Here is a 23,953-nt window from a genome sequence, read left to right as displayed (position 1 = left end):
GAAGTGGGTTTGAGTTTTAATGAAAACTCCCCGGCTACACATGGGCAGCCGGGGAGCGTTTGTGGTTGCTATGCAGTTTCGATGATCTGGCTCAGAAGAACTCAATCATCGTAGTAATGAGGAGGACGCCGTGAGGGTCGCCGCATCAATGCCCAAGGGAGTGCCCGGGCCAGATAGACCAGTGCACAAACAAGCCCCACCACCAGCAATGCTGACAGCGGAAACAACACCAGCTTGGAGGTGGTTTCAGTGAGATGGGTCACCCATGCGCTTAACTGTCCGAGGAACAGCGTAACCACTGGTGCCACCAACACCGCTGGGATGGCAATGAGCAAACCCAGGCGCAAGTTGAGTTTTACCCATTCACGTAACGCGCCCCCTGGAGAGACCCAATATTCAGCTTTAGTGAACATGTAGCGCAATACCTCTGCGGCGCGCTCCAGCAGACTAAGCTTTGATAACTCGACGTCCACTCGGGGTGGTGGCAATGGTTGGGGCGACCAGTGAGGCGTGACGAGGCTCTTCAGGCCAGCAGGTTGAGTCGGCAGACTGGATGGAGGCCGCATGCGGGGATCACTTGCGGCATCATTCCAGTGGTTGTCATCCTCATCATCGCCATGGAGATAAGGAGGTTGGTTAGAGGAGGGCGGCATCATGGCGGGTCTTTGCTCCAAGGGCGGTTCCGACGATCAAGAGCACCAGACATCCGGCTCCCAACGACACACTGGCGAGTTGCCAGCGTTTGAGGGAGGAGGCCTGATGGTAGTTTTGCTCTTCGAGATGTTCGATGCGCTGTTGTTTGTCCTGCTGCCCAGGCAACAGGTTTGAGGTGGTCGCCCACTTGCAACTGCTCAAAAACGCAGCAAGCAGGATGACCTTGATAATGGTTAAAAGCGATTTCATAAACTTGGGTTTTCCTTTCTGTGAATGATGATTGGTGAATACAAAAACCGCCGTCTCCCGGAATCGAGAGACGGCGATGTCTTGCTTTTTTCAGTCTCGACGTCAGACCACTATGGGGCTGATGTCGGTATGGTGGGGTTGTTGTTTTCTAAACGAGTGCGCCGGTGTTGCTCACTCATTTCACGGTGGTATTGCAGGAGGTTGTGATTGATCTGATTACGCAGTTCACTGATGCGCAATTCGATCGGAGCACGTTCTGTTGCATGCCGCTCCCTCAACGAGACGAGATAACTCTCGGCCTGTTGAAGTTTGGCTTCCAGATCTTCAGTCTTTTTGCTTTTGTCGCCGCGTCCCAGGATTCTACCTGAAGCTCGATCACGTCGATCTTCCGAACGACTCGAACTGGTTTCCGAGCGCAATTTGCTGAGGCTTTGATGGTAGCTGTAGACTTCGGCGTTTTGCTTTTCATCCAATGCCCTCAGTTCCACCTGGGCGGCACTGAGTTGGTTGTTGGTTTCCAGATCGTTTGGGCGGCCATGGTTGTCAGGCGCTGCCGACGTATTTGCAGGAGTATCCGACCCACCGCCTGAAGCACCTTTTGAGGATTCAGTTTCCAGCGTTTGCTGGATCACTGCATCTTGCGGAGCTTCAATCAGTAGAGCGTTGTATTTTACTCGAACTGTTCCGCCGTCAGAAGAAACCACTTCCACAACCACTCCTGCCGGGATGGCTTGCACCCCGCTGTCAGTGATCTTGGAAATGCGCCGCTGTGTTATCCAAACTGGCGCTGGCGGCGCTTCTTTTTTTGGTTCCTGTTCCGGCTTCGTTGCCGGTTCAGGCATCGGTGTAACCACTGCCTCCACTGGAGCTACGACGACTTCACTCGAAGTGGTCACGCTTGGTGGTGGCGAAACGGATTTCGGTGAGCTCTGAACAACATTAGCCGTCTCTTCAGGCGGAGCTTCGGAGACGCTGACTGGTTCTCCCGCAGGTTTGCAGGAGATCATCAATACGAGAAGCATAAGGTAAAGGGGGAATGTCATAGATTGGTTAAGTAAGATTTGAACTGAGGGTTGAGGTTTTTGGGGAGCTAGTCTCTTCGAGGCACAGGCAGATCCAAAGAGCGGAAGCAGACGGGCCGGAACCTGGACTAAACCTTCCGATATTGGAAGCCATTGTGCCTAGCGAGCCCCTATCGTCAACTTCCAATTACGGAAGGTATGACAGCTGCTCAGAACATCATCGGTCCGAAGATCAAGGCGATTCGCCGTGACAAGGGACTGACGCAAAGTGACCTTGCGGCACGCTGCCAGCTGTTGGGCTGGGACATCGGTGAAAATGGAATCACCAAGATCGAAACCCAAATACGCTGTGTCGTTGATGCTGAGCTGTTGTGCTTGGCGCAGGCACTCCACGTGTTTCCACAGGAGCTGTTGCCAGATCCAAGCGTCATGAAAAAGACGCTCAAACAGCACTACGCCAAAAGAGATGGCTCCTGATTAAACAGGTCAATGCCACTGGCGACACTCGTTGAAGTATTCGCAACTGGCACAGGCCATGCCGGGCGATGGAATAAAATCCCGACCGTCCAGTCCTTCGAGGTAGGCCTCCATCAAACGAAACAGCCGCGTTCGTTGCTGATCGCTCATGGGAGGCAATGTGGTGATGACGAGCTTGGGGTTTTTCAACTTCACCAGATGGTGCAGTTCGATCCCTTGCTCAACATGCCCGGTGTTGAATCGGTAGAGCACGGCGTAGATGCTGGTCTGCACCTCGTGTGTGTGAGCTACTTTATCGGCGTTGGGGGTGGATGACGTGGTTTTATAGTCAATGATCCGGCGCTTCTGCACCAGATCAAGGATGCCGATGAGCCGGGGTAGGCCATGCTTGGCCAGATCGGCTTCCACCGGGACTTCGACGGCGTCGGGCTTTTCGCCCAAGTCGATGCCACTTTCGCGCAGGTAGACTTCGCAGAGTCGCCAGCCAGTGAGTTTGGCTGATTCCTCTTCTCCGTCCCACTGCACGGGAAGCAACTTGCCGTCGTCCGGCTCCACCCACGCTTCAACGAACTCCTCGTGGAGCTGTTTCAGGGTGAGCGGTTTGGTGAGCCACCGCGCCTTGTGCCATGCCTTCAACGCGGCGTGAACCGAGTTGCCGACATGGAGGGCTGGTGTCTTCGCCTTGGGAATGGCCCGAACGTAGCGGAAGTAGAACTTCAAACGGCATTGCAGGAAACAGTTCAACCGGGAGGCGGATACGGTTTCCTGTAGCCGCTGAAGAACTTCGTGCTCGCTGCGTTCCGTCACCTGGAGAGCAGGTGGGGATGGGGCGAGCGTGTTCATGCGGGTTGGGTCGCGGTGTTGCTCCAGCGTGACTGACGAGGTTTACCGGCTTTGGCCAGCAGCTCGTCAATCAACTGGGAAGCCTGCATCTTGTTGAGCTGCTTGACCCCGAGGCCGAACATTTGCCCAGCCAGGTCTTCGACCTCCTGCTTGTCGAGCTGCTGCTCGTTGATGATGCGCAGGATGAACCCACGCTGTCCCTCGGTGCAGACCCAGCGGTCTCCATTGCTATTCCCATTGCCGTTGGTGGCAGGGCGGTGGTGACCATTGGATCCATTGCCGTTGGTATGACCGTTGCTGCCGTTACGATACCCGGAGCCGTTGACGTGGCCATTGCCATTGCTGACACCGTTCTTGGCGTGGCCTTTGGTATCCGGGAGGAAGCCCACCTGCTGGATCTCACGGTCCACGGACTGCTGGAGCAGTTCGTAGAGGCGCTGACATTCGCTCTCCACCTGGGAGAGGTCGGTCAGTTCGATTTCGACAGAGGCCATGAAGCTGTGGGAGCTGTAATTGGGGAGGCCGATCTTCTTGCTGTAGTTGGCGGATAGTTTGACTGCCATGATGTGATGTTCCTTTCGTTTGTCTGGTTTGTATTGGTGAGACCTCCGCCCCCAGAAACGACAAAACCCGGCACGAGGCCGGGTCTGTGAACTGGAGAGGGAGGATGTGATGACTACAGTGGTTGAGCACGGTAGCCGCTGTCATTTTGGTCCTGTGGCGGTGACGTGGCGTGTGCGGTCTGCCAACTGGCACGCCCATTGAGGGCAGCAGTAAGGAGTTCATTCACGAGCTTAGTCATCGGCATCTGTCGGTGTCTGGCTTCGTGATAGAGGGCACACACCACGTTCCGCGCAATGCAGGGCACGTAGTGTCGTGGTCTTGGCATTTAAGAGTTAGGAGTGATGAGCTACCGATCATTCAGTAGTTCAACTTTATATAACACAAATCAGAAGTCCATTTCAACGATCAACATATAGGCATGGTGCCACTATGCAGACAGCCGAATCAGGCTGGTGGGGCACCGAAGAAATGACCTGCGGTGCTTGCCCATCCCATAACCTTGGTCATCCCTAAAAGTTTCGTTGGGTGCATCTAGATCAGGTTGCGGCTACAATACCCTGCGTAATCGAAGACATTTCAGACGAGGAAGTTCCGGAACAACCGGAGAGAGATCGCGAACACATTTGGCACGCTGCAAACTGTGTTGCAGCAGTTCTGCGGGACGGGGGAGGAGTGGCCGTTTATTGTAACGGCGGAAGGCATCGCACCAGAACCGTGATCGCAGCAACTCCGAGGCTCCTCGACTTCTCGCCACAGGCCGGGATTGAATCGGTCGAAGATGCACTTCAAAAGATCGGCGCAGGTGGCTGGGGTGCTGCACAATGGCCGATCGACCAAATTCATGACCCATTCGAATCGCCTGCGACGCCCTGGGCCAACGATATCATTTAAAATTATTGGCGACGGACAGTCTCAGTTCATTTGTGTAGTCAGCAAAGATCATCGCACTTTCCCAACCAGAACTTCGCCGTTAGAGATAGCAAGAGCGCGAAAACCGACCGCAATCCCCCATAAATAGAAGTCTGATTACTGGAACGATCACACTACTACAACTACTCAAACACCATGCCGTGATTGACGAATAGCATTGGGGAATTATCAGACAAAGCGGCTCAGACTTGTATAGGTTGCAACGGTTCAAATGAACTCATACTGGCAACACGATCTGACGAAAGTTTTGCTCACTTTACTCACTGGCCGACCGAAGTTGTTCCATGTGCTATCATCTCAGCACTCAAGGACTAGACGCCTATGGTCCGTCTGATCCATCGGTTTATGAAGGATCGTGCTCTCCGAGCAACGGTAGTACCCAGAAAAATACGAATTATTACAGACTATATAAGCAGCAGCAAATTGAAATCGTGGAATATTGTTCTTATGTGCATACACCAAAAATTACGTTAAAAGAATTTTTTCTATTTAGTCCAAGTTTCTTTTTGAACACCTTTGATGCGTAATAAGTTGGAAAAACGTTGATTAACATCAATGACCATCGAGCTCGACCACCGCGAGATGAGGTGCTGGAAAATTTAAATTTGCGTATGTTCTTATGGGCTGATAAAAAGAACCCGGATATGAAAAACGCTCCTCAACACGGATTGGCAGATCAATGCCGATCTGACGATCACAAAGGCAATTCACGTTGGGTTTACGACGAAGGTTTTGGGGGGGGCAAAAGGTTCGCAATGGGGGGCTATCGGGGTGAATGGCGTATTGGATTGAAGGGTAAATCCCTGAGCAGGCGATTGAACCGGCTTGTTTTTGTGTTGGTTGGAATTGTCTTTTTCTGCACTTCGAATGCAGATGCTCAAACGCTGGGTAGTGGAAATATTGGAATGGGGAAATTCCATGCTGTAACATTGAAGGCCGATGGAAATGTGTGGACGTTTGGGCGCAATAATGCAGGCCAATTGGGCAATGGAACGACAGCAGATTGCCCGTCGCCTGCGTTAGTTAGTGGATTGAGCGATATTGTGGTTGTGGCGGCTGGAGATTTCCACACGGTAGCGTTAAAGAGTGACGGCACATTATGGACGTTCGGAAGTAATGGATTCGGCCAGTTGGGAGACGGGACAACGTTCCAAAGGAGCCTCCCGGGGATTGTGAGTGGAATGACAGAGGTGGTAGATGTGTGCTCAGGCGGGTCTCATACGGTTGCATTGAGGAGCGACGGCACTGTTTGGGCGTTCGGAAGCAATAGTTCGGGCCAACTAGGAGATGGGACAACGACGCCGCGGGCGACACCTATGCAGGTCAGTGGTTTGAACAATGTGGTAGCGGTCACCGCTGGAGAATCCCACACAGTGGCGGTGAAAAACGATGGGACTGTGTTCGCTTGGGGGAATGTGTCCGTTGCGGCTACGGGTCAGATATTGGTGCCAACGCAGGTGAGTGGCTTAAGCGACGTGATCGCAGTTAATGCGGGAGATTACCAAACGGTTGCATTAAAGAGCGACGGCACGGTTTGGGAGTTTGGAACCTATATTTCGAGCCAAATGGGAAATGGGACAACACCCATTCAGGTGAGTGGATTAGCTGATGTAACGGGACTGGCAGCTGGAGGTTATCACACCGTGGTTTCGAAAAGTGACGGGACTGTATGGGCTTGGGGGGGCAACTGGTATGGTCAGTTGGGAGATGAAACGACTGAGCAACGATACACGCCCGTCCAGGTGAGTGGATTAAGTGATGTAGTGGCGGTGGCTGCAGGCCTTTTTCAAACATTCGCATTGAGGAGCGACGGAACATTGTGGGCATGGGGTGATAACGGACATGGTCAATTAGGAGTTGGGAAGGTGGCGAATAGGAGTGCACCTATGCAGGTGAGTAGATTGAGCAGCTTAGTCGCTGTTGCCGCAGGAGATTCTCACATCGTGGCCGTGGATAGTAATGGGATAGCATGGGCATGGGGGAGCAATAAGGTTGGTCAATTGGGCGATGGCACGCAAAATGATAGAAGCACGCCCATTCCCGTCACTGGATTGAATGAAGTTGGATCGGTGGCGGCAGGTCATTACCATTCAGTGGTCTTGAGACGTGACGAAACCGTATGGGGATGGGGGGCAAACGGGTCTGGGCAGTTAGGCGATGGCACGACGAATAGTCGAAATACGCCCGTCCAGGTGAGTGGATTGAGTGATGTGGTGGCGGTTGCTGCAGGTGGAGCGCACACGGTTGGGGTGAAGAGCGATGGCACGATATGGGCGTGGGGGGCCAATTGGCATGGACAACTGGGGAATGGTGATACGAGCAATCATAATGCGCCGGTGAAGGTGACTGGGATAGACAATGCGGTGGCAGTTGCTGCGGGATACTCTCATACGGTGGCATTGGCTACCGACGGGACGGTATGGGCATGGGGGGGGAACGGGGACGGCCAATTGGGTAATGGGACGCATGATGATCAAACCACGCCGGTACAAGTAATTGGATTAAGCGAAGTGGTTGCGGTGGTTGCGGGAGATTATTACACACTCGCCTTGGATAACTATGGAAAGGTATGGGCTTGGGGGAACAATGGAGCTGGTCAATTGGGCGATGGGACGCATGATAATCAATCTACACCCACACTCATTAGCGGATTGAGTGGTGTGGTGGCGGTGGACGCAGGGGCCACACACACATTGGCCTTAAAGGAAGACGGGACGGCATGGGCCTGGGGGAACAACTGGTATGGACAGTTAGGGGATGGTTCTCATGACCAACAAAACGCGCCGGTGCAGGTGCAGGGCCTGTATAGCGCATTGCAAATCGCGGCTGGAGGATCGTATGAGTTTTCGCTATTTAGTGTAGCACTCAAAGAGGATGGCCATATCATAACGTGGGGATCGTCAAATGACAATCAATTAAGCGAAATATTTGCTAATCACACGCCAAAACGCGTTTTGGGTCTCAATCTCCTTGGAGCCTCGCCTCAAGTCATTGTTACCGCCCCAACTTCGACCACAACGATTCCCTTGGAAAATTCTCAAACCATTGTTGCCTCTACGTCAGGTGGCTCTGGCACGGTGTATTTCTACCATCATGACGTGCTAATGGGGCAGGATGATACCGCGCCCTTTGAATTTAACTTCAATCCTTGGACATGGGGGGATTTTGAAATCACCGCCATCGGTGTGGACAGTAACGGGGCGTATTCAGCGCGTTCGGAGCCTGTGGTGATTACGGTTCCCTACGACCACGACGATGATAAACTTCCTGACTGGTGGGAAAGTCGGCATTTCGGCGGTCTCACGCAGAATGCAGGTAGCGACTTTGACAACGACGGTCTCAATGACGGGTGGGAGTATTCGTTGTTGGGCAACCCAACGTTAGCCGACTCTGATGGCGATGGAAGCCCGGATAACGAGGATGCAAGACCGGGAGATCCGGGCGTGGGTGAGCTTGGAATTATTATTACATTTCCGACTGCTGGGACTATCCTGCCTTAGGACTCCACACGCCCTTCTATGAATATTATCATAATCCGGTTTGCCTGCATGGTGGCGTTGATCCTAACACTGACCGCATGCACTGAAGAGAAAAGCCTTAACAAGAGTGAGAAAGACTCAGACAGCACAGCTGAATCGACCAAAGAGAAACACAGCACGGTGGTGAGCGTCGCGCCTTCCAAACCGACTGACACACCTCCAGCAGCGCCGCCCGCTTCAGATTCGAATAAGTCAGCTGAACCTAAGGAAGAAATTGAGACTCCCATCACTCGTGATGCAGCCCGACGTGATGCGCTGTCCAAGTTCAAACAATCACGCCAGCAATAATTTTAGCCAGTTGATCCTCCACGCATGAAAGCACTTAAGCATTTGGGAATTAGAATAGCGTTGTTTGCCGTTTTATGGGTGAGCAGTGCCACTGCGCAACAGTCAGGCTCGAAGTGGTTTTCTCGTTGGAATGGCGATCCACCAATCGAGAAAGCTGAACTCGTAACCGGCATTCCTGCTATAAATGAGAAACAGTATATTGAGGTTTTCGGGAACAGCTCTGCAACAAGCACATTTGTTCTCTCCTTTGGTGGCCAATCTACTCCGCCAATTTTGGTTACAGCGTCGGCATCCACAATGCGAAGTGCGCTAGAGAATCTGAATAACATTGATCCGGGCGACATCGTCGTGGTTCAGGAGGCGGCAAGTCCCAATCCTGTTTTCACCGTTGCCTTTGGAGGGCAATACGAAAACGTTGATGTTCCGCAAATTAACGCTTCAGGAATGCCTGCGCCGGGCAATGTGTTTGTCTTCACACTTTTTAGTCCATCTCAAGATAACCCAGTGGGCGCATGGAGCGTGATGCCGTTGGATGCTCAGAATGGGTGGGACCTCTCTCGAGACGTAATTCCTCAAGGTCCCGAACCTTGGTATCGCAAGGCAGTTGTCGCCGGTGGTTTGCCTGAAAGGGCACAGGCGCGCGCATATAAAAAAATCAACGAGAGCACTTGGACCTTGGATTATCATAAATATCGGTATCCGATCGCCGCATTCGGCGCCTCTTCTGGAGGCACGCCTATGTATGTCGGACAAGCTTATCGATTTGCGGCGGTAGCAGGTAGTCAATCCCCCGCTTGGACCGCCGACGAGCTTGTGATTAAAATATACAATAAGTCGACAGGCCAATATGTCTCTGAGAGTGTAATTCAATTACCCAATATTCCAGCGGCTACGCCCGGTATTGATTCTGAGGCCCGTGCGGCCGATTGGAAAGCCTTTGCGGATGCTGGATACCAAAAGCAAGATACGATAGCCGGCATCTTGGAGACAACCGTTCAATATGTCCCTACCGGTGTGGAATGGGAAAAATGGGGTTCCCCTACTAGCCCCTTTGGAAATGTCACTACCTACCCGCTTTTCATCACGCATCGAGCCTTGAGTGACGAATACGGCTTTGTCGTTGCCTACAATAGCACATTAACGGTAGGGGAGACAGCGAGTTACCCATTTTCCGCTAGCATATCACAGAATACAAGCGGCCTTGATGTCTATTCGAGGGCGCATGGATACCTCTACGCAATGGACTTCGATAGTCCGCAGCCATGGCATTCGACGCTGGTGCACACACCTCACTTCAACGGCAAACCGCTACCTCCTTCCTACCATGGCAAAACTCCTGAGGAGATTGAGAGCCAAGCTCCCGAGGTGGATTTTGATTTTGGTGATCTTTTCGAGGGAATTCGTTGGAACGAGCTAAGGAACTTCTCGTCGATGGGGGGTGGGTCAGGCGGAACGGAGTTAACCAAAGTTGTTCCCGGTGTCTCTGGCACATGGGACGCAACAGCGAATGCAGAAAAAGTCTTTTATGGAGACGGGATCGTTCAATTCCGGTTTCGTGCCGGAGCTTCAGGAACACTTGCGTTGGGGCCTGCACCAGTCACACAAGTGCATGGTTTGAATATCGCCTCAAACCAAGTGTATGTTATTCAAAATGGAACTGCTGTTCCCGGGCTTGCTGCTGTGCCATACAATGAGAATGATGTTTTCTCCATTCAGAGGATCGGAGTATTGGTCCGCTTCTATAAGAACGGTGAACCAATCTATTCATCCTTAAACCCAAGTATTGGCAAGCTTTATATAAACGCATTTGCAAGATCGTTGGGTTCCATATTGCAAGCCGCAAGATATAAAGGTGCAGTGAATCCCGATCTCGATAATGATGGGATGGAAGATGTTTGGGAGCTTGCCCTTGTGAACTCGGATTTATCGGATGAGATCACCGATATTGAACTATTTGCTCCAAGCGCAGACTATGACAATGACGGCTCGACAAATCTGCAGGAGTATATAGACAAAACGGACGCGGCAGATCCATTCTCCAAGTCGCTTCCCGTTGTTTGGACCTCAAAAGTCAATACTACCTCCAATGATTCCACTGGTGCCTTGAGCAAAACATCCGGTTCCAACAACACTTATGACGCGGATGCAATTGGAACCCTTAAGCTGATTGGAGATGGGAAAGTCACTTTTCGCGTGAAACCCGGAAGTCACTTGCTTGTGGGATTCAACATTGTGAATACCAACCGAGACTATTCTGATTTAAACTACGCATGGCATCCAAAGTCAGACGGGACACTTCAAATTTATGAGGGATCCACGGCAGTAGGGACCTATGGCTCATGGAATGCCAATACGGTTTTTACCATTCAGCGTGTCGGAGATACCATTAGCTACTGGAAAGATGACGTTCATGTTCACACCTCGACAGCCAAAAACTTCCAAACGATCATCGTGGATACAGCATTCTATACTTCGGGAAGTGAAGTGGCCGAGTGCCGATACGTTACTGGTGATAATGATGGCGATGAAATGCTAGACGCTTGGGAGGCATCTTACTTGGGTTTGAATGCGACCCCGCTGGATGTTCTCGGGTTTCTTCCGACATCTGATCCTGACAGTGATGGATCGTCCAACCTTCAAGAGTTTCAAGACGGCACATTGCCATTGAATGCTCTAAGCAAAATGGAGCCCGTTGTTTGGATTAATCATCGCAATACGCAAAACGTCGGAACTAACGGAGGCCTGAGAAAAAGTGCGGGTTCTGGTGCATGGGATGCAGACGCGATGTCATCCAAGAGAATTATAGGAGATGGGGCAATCGAGTGTGTTTTTGGCCAAACCAATGCCAGCTTCGTTGTCGGCCTTACCCCAGCGAATGATAATGCTTCCACTACCGATATCGAATACGCTCTACATGCCGCATCCTCAGGCATAGCCTATGTCTATGAGAATGGAAATAATGTGATCAACGTAGGTCCCTACACAGCCACCTCCAAATTTCGGATAGAGCGAGTAGATGAAGTGGTGAAATTCTATTTGGACAAGCGTTTAGTGTTTACATCACCCAAGAAAACAGCAGTGCCACTTAGGGTAGATTGTTCTCTAATCAGTGTGAACACCACAATCTTGCAGTGCCGATACTCCACTGGTGACGCGGATAACGACGGCCTGGCCGATGAATGGGAGCTTGCACAGTTGCCCGTGGGATCAGGATATGACGACGTGGTTGCTTATTTGCCGTCGACAGATGCCGACGGAGACGGTCGCAGTGATCTTGAAGAATTTTTGGACGGATCAGACCCTGCCAACGCCCTATCAAAAGTGGAGACTATAGTTTGGAGTTCTCACGTGAACACATCAAGCCAGGGCATCGAAGGTGGACTGATGAAGACAAGTGGAGCCAATAACACATACAATGCCGACGCGATCAGCGTGAAAAAGATCATTGGGGATGGAAGGGTTACATTTAAAGCATCGGCAGGGTCCCACTTTCTGCTGGGATTTAACGTGTTGAACACGAATCAAGGATATCAAGATATTGATTATGCCTGGCATCCGCAGAACGGTGGAACCATGCTATCTATCTATGAATCGGGAGCGACCATTAGGACAGTCGGAACTTGGGATGCAAATACAGTTCTGTCCATTGAACGAGTGGGGGATACAGTGCGGTATTGGAAGAACGGGGATATGGTTCATGTGTCAACAACGAAGTCCACAGGGCCTTTGATTGTTGACACCGCATTCTATACGCTTAACAGCAGTGCTACTGAAGCGTATTATGTGACGGGGGATCTGGATGGTGACGAGTTGCTTGACTCTTGGGAACTGGCGCAGCTGGGAAGTGGAGCGACGTTGTCCGATTTGGAAGGATTCCTTGGCACTGGGGACGCGGATGGGGATGGGATGTCAAATTTACAAGAGTATCGCGATGGAACAGATCCATCAAGTAATCTATCCCAGTTCCAGCCCATTGTTTGGACTTCCCACGTCAATAGCGCCCAAGGTAGTTTAGGGGGGCTCAAGAAAATTTCAGGTGGCGGCGGTTGGAACGGCGGAGCCGTCGGGAGAACGAAGATTTTGGGTGATGGCAAAGTCAGATTCAAAAGTTTAGCCGGATCTCACCTAGCATTAGGTTTCAATGCGGTCAATTTAGACAACACTTGGCAAGATCTTGATTATGCCTGGCATCCACAAAGTTCAGGCACACTAGGCATTTATGAGAACGGTTCGCACAAATTTAATGTTGGCAACTGGAACGCAAACACAGTTCTAGCCATTGAGCGAATTGGCGACACCATAAGATATTGGAAAGATGGATTAATCGTTTACGTGTCGGCAACAAAAACGACCAGCCCCCTGTTGGTCGATGCAGCGTTAGACTCAACAAATGCTGAGCTCACGGAGGCATATTATATCACGGGAGATCTGGATGATGATGGGATGCCAGACATATGGGAAATTGCGCAGCTAGGAATTGAAGTAACGCTGTCCGATCTGGAAGACTTCATTGCCACAGGGGATGCGGATGGGGATGGGGTATCCAATCTGCAGGAATATTTGGATGAAACCGATCCACTTAGTAATCTATCGAAATCGTCATCAATTGTGTGGACCTCACACATCAATACGGAATCACAAGGCGCTGAAGGTGGGCTGAAGAAGACGTTTGGTGGAAATGCGTATGACGCAGATGCTGTGAGTATACAGTTGATACCTGGCGATGGGAGTGTGACTTTCCAAGGAATTCCTGGTAGCCGTTTACTTGTAGGGTTGAACAACTTGAACACGACACGGGCTTTTGAAGAATTAGAGCACGCTATTTTCTTCCACTCTACAGGTGCCTTTGAAGTGTGGGAGCAGGGAGTTTTTAAAGTCAATCTAGGCACATGGAATGCTGACACTGTTGCTACCATCAAGCGAGTTGGCAGCACTGTAAAATACCTAAAAAACGGTCAATTGGTTTATACGTCAACGTCGTCATCAACTGGGACAGTAATTATAGACACAGCTTTCTATCATGTGAACTCAGTTATTTCTAAAGCGAGAATTATCAATGGCGATGTGGACAATGACGGTATGCCAGACACATGGGAAATAGCGCAGTTAGGAAGTGAAGCGACGTTGTCCGATTTGGAAGACTTTCTTGGCACTGGGGACGCGGATGGGGATGGAATGTCAAATTTACAAGAATATCGCGATGGAACGAATCCGAATAACATCGAAAGTTTTTTTGAATCAGTAGTATGGATTCGTGAAAATGGTGTCCAGGAGGGTCCCAATGGACGTTTAATTAAAATCAGTGCACCTTCTGCAGAGGGCGATCCAACACTGAGTCATTCAGGTGCTGTCGGTGATAAGGTCATCTTGGGTGATGGAGGAATGAAGTTCAGCTTTGACTCAGCCGGAAAGTTTGTTAACATTGGATTGGGTGTCAATGATCGTTCCACTTTTTGGGAAGACATTGAATACGGAATGTCCGCTAGGGATAATAATACGATCCGTATTTACGAGAGTGGCGCAGACCGTGGTGCATTTGGAAGTTATGTTCCGTCAGATGAGTTCCAGATTAGAAGAATAGGCTCTGTGATTTCCTACTGGAAGAATGGAGTGAAAATTTACACATCACCAGTTCCAAGTTTTGGTGGTTTAGTAGCAGACGCTGCTATCTACAGCATGGGGGCGGGGGTATCCATGTGCGCTGTTCATGGGGCTACTCTCCCAACAAACACCGGTGAGGGGGTTGCAAATGGATGGTTGGAACCAGTAAACTGGATCAATCTTAACGGTGCTACCAAAGGAGTTGCAGGCTCACTGTGGCGTAGTGGCAACCCCAATGCTGCAGGAGACTCTAGCAATCAATATTCTGGAGCCATAAGCCAGAAACTGTTGTCGGACACAGGACGACTGTGGTTCCGATTTGCTCAATCTAACCTTCATGTATCTGTGGGATTGAGCAAGGACGAGGCTGACAAAGTGAGCACCAAACGGACGGACATTGATTACGCAATCGCGGGGGACAATGCTGGCAAGCTGCGCGTATTCGAATCTGGCGTGGATTTAGGGGAATTCGGTTCCTATTCAGCAGATGACATCCTTGAGATTCAACGCGATCAGTCGAGCGGGATCGTGAGCTACTGGAAGAATAACGTTCGGTTTTATCAGTCGTTGACGCCATGCAACGCTACGCTTTTCGCGGACGCCGCGATAAATAGTGCCAACGGCACAATAGCTGAATGTCGCCTGGAGGGTGGGGTGAGTGAGAATGCCGCTTTGGACTATCTGAGTCAATCGGAACAGGCGACCACCGAACTGTTAACGCTAGGAGATTCCCCTGAACTACGCGTTCATCCTATTCTTGATGGTTTTGTGGCGGACATGGGGCGCAACCCTATGGCCCTAGCCAACTTCGTATTCAACGAGATCGAGTTGACCGACGCTCTCGGATACAACGAACGTGGCGAGTTTCAGGAAGCTTCAGTAAATGCGGGTGGCATGAACCGGGGGGCCCTTGCTACCTTCCAGGAAAGACAGGGATCGCCTGCAGAGCAATGTGCGTTGTTGGTTTATTTGCTGCGCCGCGCGGGCTATCCTGCCGCCTACATCTTCCCTGAAACCAACAGCATGACGCTATTGGATAGCACACTTTCGAAGATGCTACGGATGCAGGTGAAAGGAGCACTCCAAGCTGACGGAACCTCCAATGTTCCGCATGAAATCCCGACGAACTATCCATGGGTGGCGGCATATGTAGATGGAAAATGGGTTCATCTGTTCCCTTGGCTCAAAGATACCGAGATTAAGGAAGGATTGAACTTCTGGCAGTATATGCCAGAAAACATCAACAATCCCATGGCGTGGATCCAGAAGTATATCAAGCGTGACCCCTCCGTCTACGATACGCAGGCCGCTGATGAATCGCCATTGGAAACGCTGATCCGGAAATTCCAGGTCCACATCAGCGTTAACCATCCTGGCAAAGACATCTCAGACTTTGGATATTCTGCTGTTGACCGGAAGCATAATTTTGCCATGTGGGAGGATTTCCCCCAGCCGTGGCATATTGATCCCGCCAAAACTCCAACGGTCATTGCTCGTCTCAGCCAGCGACCAGGCATGTTTGACACCGTGGAGTTCCAATTCAGAGGGATCAATGCAAGTGGAGTGAAGACAGATTTGCAGAAGGTGGGACCCTTGCGCCTGCTGGACCTGCACAACCGCCGCACTATTTTCCGTTCGGACGCGAATAACTTGACTATTAGCACCAAGTCTTTCCATTCTGGTATAACAGGCACAGGCACGTATAGTGTCGCGGGAGATCTAGGGCAGGATCAAATCATCACTGTGCCGGCCGCAGCAGCGACCTATGCGGCATTCGAGGTGCAAATCACCTCAAAAAGGCATCGTTATGTTGCCGGAGCCCCGCTGGGTGAAAGCTTCTTAAATGTAAGCGAATTTTCTGAACAGCAGACTCTTAGTTTCAAACGGCATGACCTCAATGCTTGGTGCCTGAATGCAGGTAGAGTGACTCCTCATATGCTGCGCGTTCATGCTGAGGAAAGCTGGGCTAACAATATTGCTTCGTCCCCTAGTGCCGAAGTGGCAAGAAACAATATAGCTTACACCATGGGCCTAAGTTATTATCAGAACATGGCGCGCGCCTGGGATCAGGCCTCGAAACTCTTCAAAGTGACACATGTGTCAACTCGGGCCTTTGGATTTGGGACTCTTGGGGCGAAGCTAGTGAACACCAACCCCGTCACTTACGAGCAGGGTTATCCAATCCTAGACATGTCTTTTGTAAGAAACGTGGCTGCGGGCGGAAGTGACTTGAGGCCAGATTCAGGTGGCCAGAATAAGATGATTGCTGATTGGTTTACTCCATTCATCATCAGTGAAATTTCAGCTCAGGAGCACTTAACGATTAACCGGTTCTTTCCAGATCAGAAAGCCAATGCAATTTCGACTCTCGATCTGCTTCGGAGAACGCCTGTTGCGAATATCATCGAATTGAGACCTGAGGATTACATCACCAAAGGCAATACACAAATCACATTCAAAGGAACCACAAAGTCACTAAAAGACTGGGCGGGTCCCCAGTGGCAAAGTGTTCAGTCAGCGTTTTCAACGTTGAATAACGACCGTGATTTCACGACGATTTATATGACCCCCGGCCCGGTGAATGGGGCTGAGAATGCATCTGGTGTGTCTGAATGGAATGGAGTAGGAACGTTGATTCTAAGCAGATCGGAAGGAGGGGCGCTGATTGGTCAATCGCTCAACGGTGCGTTTGCTGCATATTTGAATGTGGCCGCGGCAGCCGTTAAGGTTGTCAACACGGTGATGCACTTCACGGGCTTGGGGAACTTGGTTGTAACTTATAAAGAGCCACCAACGCCCTCGATACCACAGATCGTAAGCGCTGTGGCGACGGTCAAAAGTTTCATTTCCTATTTTCCGTTCTTTGCTAACTATGCCGCGCTCTTGGACCCAGTTGTTGTTCAATCCTATGCCCAATCGGTGTTTCATAAATCCGTTGGTTCCATTACGGCTGCCGCGCAGCAAACCATTGCAGGATATGTGACAAATCATGGCAACTTCTTGAAAGGGATTGTGAACACCGCATCCAACATGGTGAGCGATCCAGTCAACGTGCTGACAGGTGAGTTTTATCATGACACGGTTGATCTTACGTTGGCGGGAGGCATGCCGCTGCAGATTCGGAGAAACTATGGCAGTCGCAATACCACGAGAAATGACTTTGGATACGGATGGAAATCGTCGCTGATGCCGTATCTCTTGGTTGATGAAACCGGGGCAAACATCTACGCCGCCGAAATGGACGGAAACGTCGTAGCCTACACCCGTGTCGGTTCCAGCAACAAATGGGTGGTCAGATGGGAGGACAACCCAGAATTGCAGAATACCGAAAACGGGCGACTTCATCACAATTTCATTGAATTGAGCACAGCCAACGGTAAGACGCTTTATCGATTGAAAGGCCATGACGGCAGCCTGCGCGAGTATGAAGTGAGGTCGTTCCCTGTCACTAGCGGTAGCACTACTGTTCAAAGACAGCGTCCTTATTTAAACCGTTGGCACGATCATTCCGGCAACTATTACGAGTTTAGCTATTACACCACCCCAAACACTTCAGATTATGGAATGCTCAAGCGTATCTTGAGTAGCAGTGGAAGTTTCGTTGGTTTCTATTATAATGTCTCGGGTTGCGTCACTGAAGCTTTCGCCAGCGATGGTCGACGAATACACTACCGATACAATAACTACGGTGATCTCATTGAAGTCCAGCGTCCGGATGGCTCAAAAGAGGTCTATGAGTATGCTCTCCAGGATGAAACGGTAGCCAATAGTTCTCCTGTGCGGACCGAGAAGATCTCGACCCACCTCTTGGTGAAGGAAATCAAGCCGGAAGGCCGTGTCCTCATCAATGAATACGAGCGAAAGGCTTCAGATCCGACCAAATATGCTGAGTCCCGTCGGGTGCTCCGCCAATTCAGTAACGTCGGCAAACCTGGCACCGGCACTGCAGTGGACCAGCCTGTTCCGGTGGCCAATGCCAATGACCCGGTGGCGGAATCCTATGAACCTCGCCTCAGTGCCCGGTTCAACTATTCCAACCTGGTGACCGATACCACCACCAAGCTCAGCACCGGTTATGTGGAGGTCTTCGATGCCTATGATCGCAAGACGGAATATCACTATGTGGATAACAGGCTGACCAAGGTGGTGGACCCCATGGGATACACTACCACTACGGAATACTATCCTGACACCGTGTCGCAAACCGAGCCAGGTGGCTATCGTCGCAGCATTAAGCGCACAATTGACCAACGTGGATTGATCACTAACTACAAATACGACGCCAGCGGGAACCCTGTTGAGACTTCTGTCACAGGTGATCTGGATGGCAACCCAGCCACCACCGAAACTGCCGTTTCGACCACAGAATACAACAGTCTACACCTGCCATTCCGCCAAACAGCACCGGACCCAATCACGGGCGCTGCTACGGGTAAAGTTACAAATGTCATCTATGGCTACGCGCTAGATCCATATCTGCCAACCGAAACGACGATTTCGCTCGGTTCAACAGTGATCACGAAGTCAGTTAACACCTATGGCGAAGTTGGGGGGGGAGTTGTGCCTTTTGGTCGAGGACTAACCATCTCCACCAGTTCTGGGGTCGATGGAGACGTGGCGGTTACTAGTTGGTCCTATGACCGCTCAGGTCTGCCGATCCAACAGATTGCCTATAGTGGCTCCGACAGCAGTGTGGCTCCGAACGTGGTGACTCGCTATCGTTACAACCAACGCAAAGAAATATTGGAGAGCGAAGACGCCGCTGGCAGAAAGACACGTTACTCTTATGACAACATGGGCCGCCGCATTTGGGAGGAGCGTCTGGACGCTGCCGGTAAACAGGTGGGCTGGAACTACGTTTATTACAACCAGAACGGTGAGGTAGAGTGGACCGACGGACCGCGTTTTGCCCCTGAAGACTACACTTTTGCTCGCTATGACGGCATGGGTCGCGTGGTGGAGGAAGTCATGTGGCGTAGCCGCGCCAAAGCGGATGGGACGGGCGTTGAAGAAGTGCCCGGGCCAGAACTGTATGCCACCACCAAGAAAGCATACAGCCTGTTTGGTGATCTGGTTAAAGTCACTGATCCGCATGGGAACACCACTCGCATGAAATATGACGGTGCGGGTCGTAATATAGAGGTTCATGCCTATCAGGGTGACTGGCAGGCCGCCGGGACTGTGCTGGCGTCAACGTTTGCCAGCTTTAATTATGAGCTGGATGGGAACAATATTCCACGTGACAAATCAGTCACTGTGACCAGCCCGACGGGGGGCATCACCAAAACTTTCCATACGCAGACGGGAAGCCCTTGGAAGCAGGAGAACCCAGACGGCACCGTGCTGTATTGGGAATATTATCTGGACGGGCGTTTGAAGAAGGAGCCACTAACTTCGCATACTTATGTGCTTCATACCTATGACGATGCGGCTCGCACGGCAACCAAGACGACCAAAAATGTCACAGGCGCAACGTTGGGACTTCCTCAGGTTGTTGCTGCAAATGCCCGTGGACAAGTGGTGAGCGCTACAGATGCAGCCGGTTATCAGATAACCAGCGCCTACGACAAACTCGGGCGCGTATTGCAGACGACGCAGCCGCACACTCCTGGAGCGCCTAACCCTGCCCTTGCGGTCGGGCACATTTATGATGCGGCGGGTGTGGTGGCCATGACCTACAATGCCTTGAATGAGAAAACGGTGACCACTCATGATGCACTGGGGCGTCCAGTGTTGTCACAAACCCTAGATTCCGCGGGTGCCGTGGTGAGTCAGCTAACCACGGACTATGAGCCTATTGTCCCCGGTGGTTCCAGCAGGATCAAAGGTCAAAATGCAGTTCAGACCGTTTCAGGAGTGGGTGGCGAGGCCATCAAGTCTTCGGTCGTCTTCACAGACACTGCTGGTGCCACTGTGCTGGAAATAAAACAGGGAGGCGGCTACGTGCGAAACGAATATGACATGTTGGCCAATGAAATTCGGACTTTTACCACCGGGAATCTGGACGGTATCGGCGGTGCTGACAGCACTCTGGCTAAGAGCACTTTTGACGGCTTGGGGCGCCCGCTGGGAACTACCATGCCGGACGGAGCCAAGGTGGCGATGTTCTATGACTATGTCCGCGATGGCTCCAACAATATTGTGGGATACATTGTTGAACGACGAATGCCCGGGGCCGCAGCAGGAGGTTCGCAGCCACCGGTTGTAGGTGGCCTGGTGGAACACCAAAAGTTTGATGCAGCAGGCCGCATTATAGAAAAATCACTCAAATCAGGCAGTTCCAGCACGCGAAATTATGTGTATCACTATCATCCGGCAAATGTCGGCAAGGATGGAGGTCTACTCCATTACTTTGAGCAGCAGGTCACTTCATCTGCCTACCGTCATCATACCTATGCTTATGATGACTGGCGCAGACCAGACACCTACACTGTCGGCACTGCGGGTCAGAGCGATTATGTCAAACGCACTTTTGCCTATGATGATCCTCGCAGCCTCGTGACGGCATTGCGGGAGGACACGGTAGCTGGCTATTCCATTATCAATCGTGTCTACGATGAACAAGGCCGCGTTGGCGATGAGAAAGTCAGCTTAGATGGCACGGTTCAGCGCCATTTGACCAATGGTTACAACGCTGCTGGACGGCGTGATTCACTTGCAGTTGGCAATGGCGTTCCCCGTCTGGGGAGTGCAGCAGGTGGGAGCTACACCTTTGGATGGCAGGCAAATGGCATGCTGAAAAGCGTCACCTCTGCCGGGAACAATTTTAATTACAGTTACCAGACCAATGGTCTTATCAGTTCCCGCAACAACGCGTGGCGGGACTATAATGTCACCAGTCGGGATGTCCGCGGTCGTGTGACTTCGACCACTACTCAGATAACGGGTGTCACGGGCACGGTGCTTGCGGAGGGGCTTACATGGTTGGACGATGACCGTCAGGCTTCCTACTCAGCACAGCACGGTTTGTTGCCGAACGATGCAATGGCTGCCTGGACCGATGGACGTTCCTATAATTATGATCTGGGTCGCCGCCGGTTGGTTAATGAAGGATTTGCGCTTGCTCAAGGTGGATCTAGCAGCCTGAGTTATGCCTATGATCAAGGACATCCTGGCCTGGGCATTCGAACCAGCGCAATTCAGGGCGCAGCGGCACCAGCGGATTTTAAATCCTTTGTGAATGTTTCGGACAACGGCGCCACCAATAATTTCGCGCGAATCCTGCGTGAGCAGTCGAACCACCAAGCCAGCGATTTTGATGCAGAGGGAATTTCTCTGGGGGCGCTCAAGGTCAGCCTCGCATTGGAACATGCGAATTCGGAATCGTCACGAGCCTCCGTCGGTCCGGTGAGCCACCCGGGCCCATTAGATGAGCAGGGGGCGTGGCGCGCGCCGATGCGCTTGTGGCCGGGCAATTACAAGTTGCATGCCAGGGCGGATCATCCCAGTGGAAACTTTAGCACCAGCACACAGACCGCCTTCACACTGCAGCGGAATCTGCTTGAGGTGCAAAACCAATATGACGAAGAGGGCAATCTCATTGAGCGAATCTGGACCACTGGCTCTACCACGGTGCGCACACAGAGCCTGACCTGGGATGGTCAAGGACGCCTGATCCAAGTGTTGGAGCGTGACTTGAACAGTCACGGCTATGATTGGACCGCCAGGTATGATGGCCTAGGCCGCCGAGTAAACACGATCACTCAGATTGTTCGAGCCAATGTCGCTCAGGGAGCTGCATTTGAGGAAGGCTCATGGTATGACCCATTGGTCGAGTTCCTAGAAATCGCTGTGGAGACCCGGCAGATCGGGGTGACAGGCAGTGAGCGTCGAACTTGGAAGGTGCATGGTCCGGATGCCAATGGAACTTATGGGGGATTGCATGGCATAGGCGGACTCGAGGCATTGGTGGAAGAAACCGATGGAGCCAAGACCGCCGTGATCGATAATTATTATGGTCACATCACGGCTCATGTAGAAGTCGCCACCATGACGGCCCGCTGGAGCATGACACGTTCGCAGGCGTATGGACCTGCTGCGGGCAGTTCCACCTACACTCTGAATAGTGGGGCCGCTGTCATTCACACCCTCGGCTGGCAATGCAGAAGGATGGATGTAACGGGCTACTACCACATGGGCACCCGGTATTATGATGCAACGGGCGGTCGATTCTTGTCGCCGGATCCGCTGGGACATAGTGCCAGCATGGATCTTTATTCGTTCTCAGGTGGTGATCCGGTGAATTTTGTAGATCCTACTGGGAGGTATCAGCGCTTTTTAAACGAAGCACCGCAAATCCCGACTTTTTCGTATAAACCACCGACTCAGAGCAGTCTGTCCTCGGGTGGCGGCCTTTGGGGAAATGTTAAGACTTCGGCAGCCGATTTCGCATATGGCACTTGGCGTGATCTTAATGCAACAGCAGCATACCTGAGTGACGGTGTAATCAATACTGCCGTGGGCGGAGCTCAGGGAGTGTTGCAGATTACTCATTGGGCAGATAAAGCAGTGCACGGCAGCAGCTACACGTCAAGTGCTCAGGGTATTAAAGACCTGGAAACCCTTAAAAATCATTATGCTGGATACGGGTATTACGATGTAGGTGCTGGTGTGTCCACTGGGCTAAGAGACGCCGTTATGGGCACTGCGGTTGCATACAGCGGGGCAATAAGAGGCCCTACAGTTGCCAGCTCTATGACTACGGCAAATAGTGCTGCAAGGTGGACCCCGCCCCCTGGATTCCAGATGCCAGCAGTCGGCAATGGTCGATTTGTCGGAGATGTTGGAAACTCTGCTTTTGCGTTGTCGGACAATATTGCTGCAGTTATGGGAGTTCCGCGCGGTTCTACTGTCCCATGGCGAAATGGCATTCCCGACTTTAGAGATTACGCCGTTCCAGGGCCGGGTGGGATCTCGAGCACATTTAGGGTTCCCGGGCTAACCGGAGATCCTGGTGGTGATCGAACATTGATGTTGCAGCAGATGGCATCTCAGGCCAAAATGACGCAGCGAGCTCTGAAGGAGTGGCTTTCGACCCAAAAAGTTCGCCTACACCATGCTGGTGGAGAAGAAGTTCAGATCGTGCCCGCTCCCATTCATAGCCTTCACCACTCAGGAGGAGCACAACAACTACGAGGAGGAACCTAATGTTAGACCCGCGAATTGAACCAGCCACTCCGTTTACTCAAACAGACATCACTAGTATCGAACAGTTTTTGGGACGCACACTGCCAGAGGACTACCGAGTCTTCGCTTGTGAGTATGGAGGCGCATTTGTAGGTGGCTTGGTTGATGGCAACGTGGAGCTACCTATTCTAGCTTTCTTCGGAGCCGATGTAGTGATCTCCAAATTAGAAATACATGCTGATTTGAGAGGGGACTGCGTGTTGCCTATCGCAGATTGTGAGTTGGGTAACCTTTATGTGATCGATCGCGAAAACTCCCTTCACTTCATCAACTATTATGGAGGGCGAACAACTTCCCGAAAAGTTGCAGACACCTTCAGCGACTTACTTGCCCGCATCGTTATTTCAGACGAATAAATGCGCTGTTCTCTATATTGGGTGAGTATTTTATGCTGAAAATAGAGTGTCTGTCCCTTAATAAGAAATGGAACAGTGTCCAATATTGGGAACGATTTCCTGCCAACCGGGGGTTTTTGAGGACTCTTGAAGGCGCAGGCGGGTCGCTGCATCAGGGATTCAAAACACTCCAACTAACTGAGGCGATGCCGTGCAGCACACTTAGTTGAAGTTATCACTTGACGGTGTGGCAAGGATGTAAATT

10 protein-coding genes are annotated in these 23,953 nt (G+C 51.4%); 5 read left to right on the top strand and 5 right to left on the bottom strand.

Features of this window, described 5'->3' with window-relative positions; all coding sequences use genetic code 11:
* Nucleotides 1-101: 101 nt before the first annotated feature.
* From FEM03_RS05865 to FEM03_RS05855, 3 genes are all read right to left on the bottom strand, one after another.
* Nucleotides 102-656, bottom strand: a complete 555-nt coding sequence (locus FEM03_RS05865) for a hypothetical protein (RefSeq protein WP_138085258.1) — start codon at nt 654-656, stop codon at nt 102-104.
* Nucleotides 637-903 (bottom strand): hypothetical protein, encoded by a 267-nt coding sequence (locus FEM03_RS05860; protein WP_138085257.1) that lies wholly within the window; start codon nt 901-903, stop codon nt 637-639. The genes FEM03_RS05865 and FEM03_RS05860 overlap by 20 nt, the downstream gene beginning before the upstream one ends.
* Before the next feature lie 110 nt (nt 904-1,013).
* Nucleotides 1,014-1,925, bottom strand: coding sequence for a hypothetical protein (locus FEM03_RS05855; RefSeq protein WP_138085256.1), 912 nt, complete (start codon nt 1,923-1,925; stop codon nt 1,014-1,016).
* 198 nt (nt 1,926-2,123) lie between these two features.
* Between FEM03_RS05855 and FEM03_RS05850 the strand changes: the two genes are divergently transcribed.
* Entirely contained in the window at nt 2,124-2,402 is a 279-nt protein-coding gene (locus FEM03_RS05850; protein ID WP_138085255.1) for a helix-turn-helix domain-containing protein, read from the top strand.
* A 9-nt stretch (nt 2,403-2,411) separates the two neighbouring features.
* Here the strand turns inward: FEM03_RS05850 and FEM03_RS05845 are convergent, their stop codons facing one another.
* Together FEM03_RS05845 and FEM03_RS05840 are read right to left on the bottom strand one after the other, a co-directional pair.
* Nucleotides 2,412-3,245: a RecB family exonuclease gene (locus FEM03_RS05845; RefSeq protein ID WP_138085254.1), complete on the bottom strand. Its 834-nt coding sequence runs from the start codon at nt 3,243-3,245 to the stop codon at nt 2,412-2,414.
* Entirely contained in the window at nt 3,242-3,808 is a 567-nt protein-coding gene (locus FEM03_RS05840; protein WP_138085253.1) for a hypothetical protein, read from the bottom strand. The genes FEM03_RS05845 and FEM03_RS05840 overlap by 4 nt, the downstream gene beginning before the upstream one ends.
* 1,473 nt (nt 3,809-5,281) lie before the next feature.
* Here FEM03_RS05840 and FEM03_RS05830 point away from each other — a divergent pair.
* Genes FEM03_RS05830 through FEM03_RS05815 form a run of 4 tightly spaced genes read left to right on the top strand, consistent with a single transcriptional unit; the run spans nt 5,282 to nt 23,709 of the window.
* Nucleotides 5,282-8,239 carry an RCC1 domain-containing protein gene (locus FEM03_RS05830; RefSeq protein ID WP_206170890.1) on the top strand — a complete coding sequence of 986 codons (2,958 nt, stop codon included), beginning with the start codon at nt 5,282-5,284 and terminating at the stop codon, nt 8,237-8,239.
* Nucleotides 8,240-8,257: 18 nt separating this feature from the next.
* Nucleotides 8,258-8,566, top strand: a complete 309-nt coding sequence (locus FEM03_RS05825) for a hypothetical protein (RefSeq protein ID WP_138085251.1) — start codon at nt 8,258-8,260, stop codon at nt 8,564-8,566.
* Between the two features lie 24 nt (nt 8,567-8,590).
* The gene (locus tag FEM03_RS05820) at nt 8,591-23,314 is read left to right on the top strand and encodes an RHS repeat-associated core domain-containing protein (protein WP_138085250.1); all 14,724 of its coding nucleotides are present in this window, start codon (nt 8,591-8,593) and stop codon (nt 23,312-23,314) included.
* A complete protein-coding gene (locus tag FEM03_RS05815) occupies nt 23,314-23,709 on the top strand; it encodes an SMI1/KNR4 family protein (protein ID WP_138085249.1) in 396 nt (131 codons plus the stop codon). The genes FEM03_RS05820 and FEM03_RS05815 overlap by 1 nt, the downstream gene beginning before the upstream one ends.
* Nucleotides 23,710-23,953: the final 244 nt, after the last annotated feature.

The sequence above is a fragment of the Phragmitibacter flavus genome, assembly GCF_005780165.1.
GTDB classification, from domain to species: Bacteria; Verrucomicrobiota; Verrucomicrobiia; order Verrucomicrobiales; family Verrucomicrobiaceae; genus Phragmitibacter; species Phragmitibacter flavus.
Note: the sequence above shows the minus strand (reverse complement) of the source record. Positions and strands in the feature narration are given on the sequence as shown.

Bases quoted from the DNA above. Each gene is read 5' to 3' on its own strand.
- FEM03_RS05865 (WP_138085258.1), bottom strand. From the start codon at position 656: ATGATGCCGCCCTCCTCTAACCAACCTCCTTATCTCCATGGCGATGAT.
- FEM03_RS05860 (WP_138085257.1), bottom strand. From the start codon at position 903: ATGAAATCGCTTTTAACCATTATCAAGGTCATCCTGCTTGCTGCGTTT.
- FEM03_RS05855 (WP_138085256.1), bottom strand. From the start codon at position 1,925: ATGCTTCTCGTATTGATGATCTCCTGCAAACCTGCGGGAGAACCAGTC.
- FEM03_RS05850 (WP_138085255.1), top strand. From the start codon at position 2,124: ATGACAGCTGCTCAGAACATCATCGGTCCGAAGATCAAGGCGATTCGC.
- FEM03_RS05845 (WP_138085254.1), bottom strand. From the start codon at position 3,245: ATGAACACGCTCGCCCCATCCCCACCTGCTCTCCAGGTGACGGAACGC.
- FEM03_RS05840 (WP_138085253.1), bottom strand. From the start codon at position 3,808: ATGGCAGTCAAACTATCCGCCAACTACAGCAAGAAGATCGGCCTCCCC.
- FEM03_RS05825 (WP_138085251.1), top strand. From the start codon at position 8,258: ATGAATATTATCATAATCCGGTTTGCCTGCATGGTGGCGTTGATCCTA.
- FEM03_RS05820 (WP_138085250.1), top strand. From the start codon at position 8,591: ATGAAAGCACTTAAGCATTTGGGAATTAGAATAGCGTTGTTTGCCGTT.
- FEM03_RS05815 (WP_138085249.1), top strand. From the start codon at position 23,314: ATGTTAGACCCGCGAATTGAACCAGCCACTCCGTTTACTCAAACAGAC.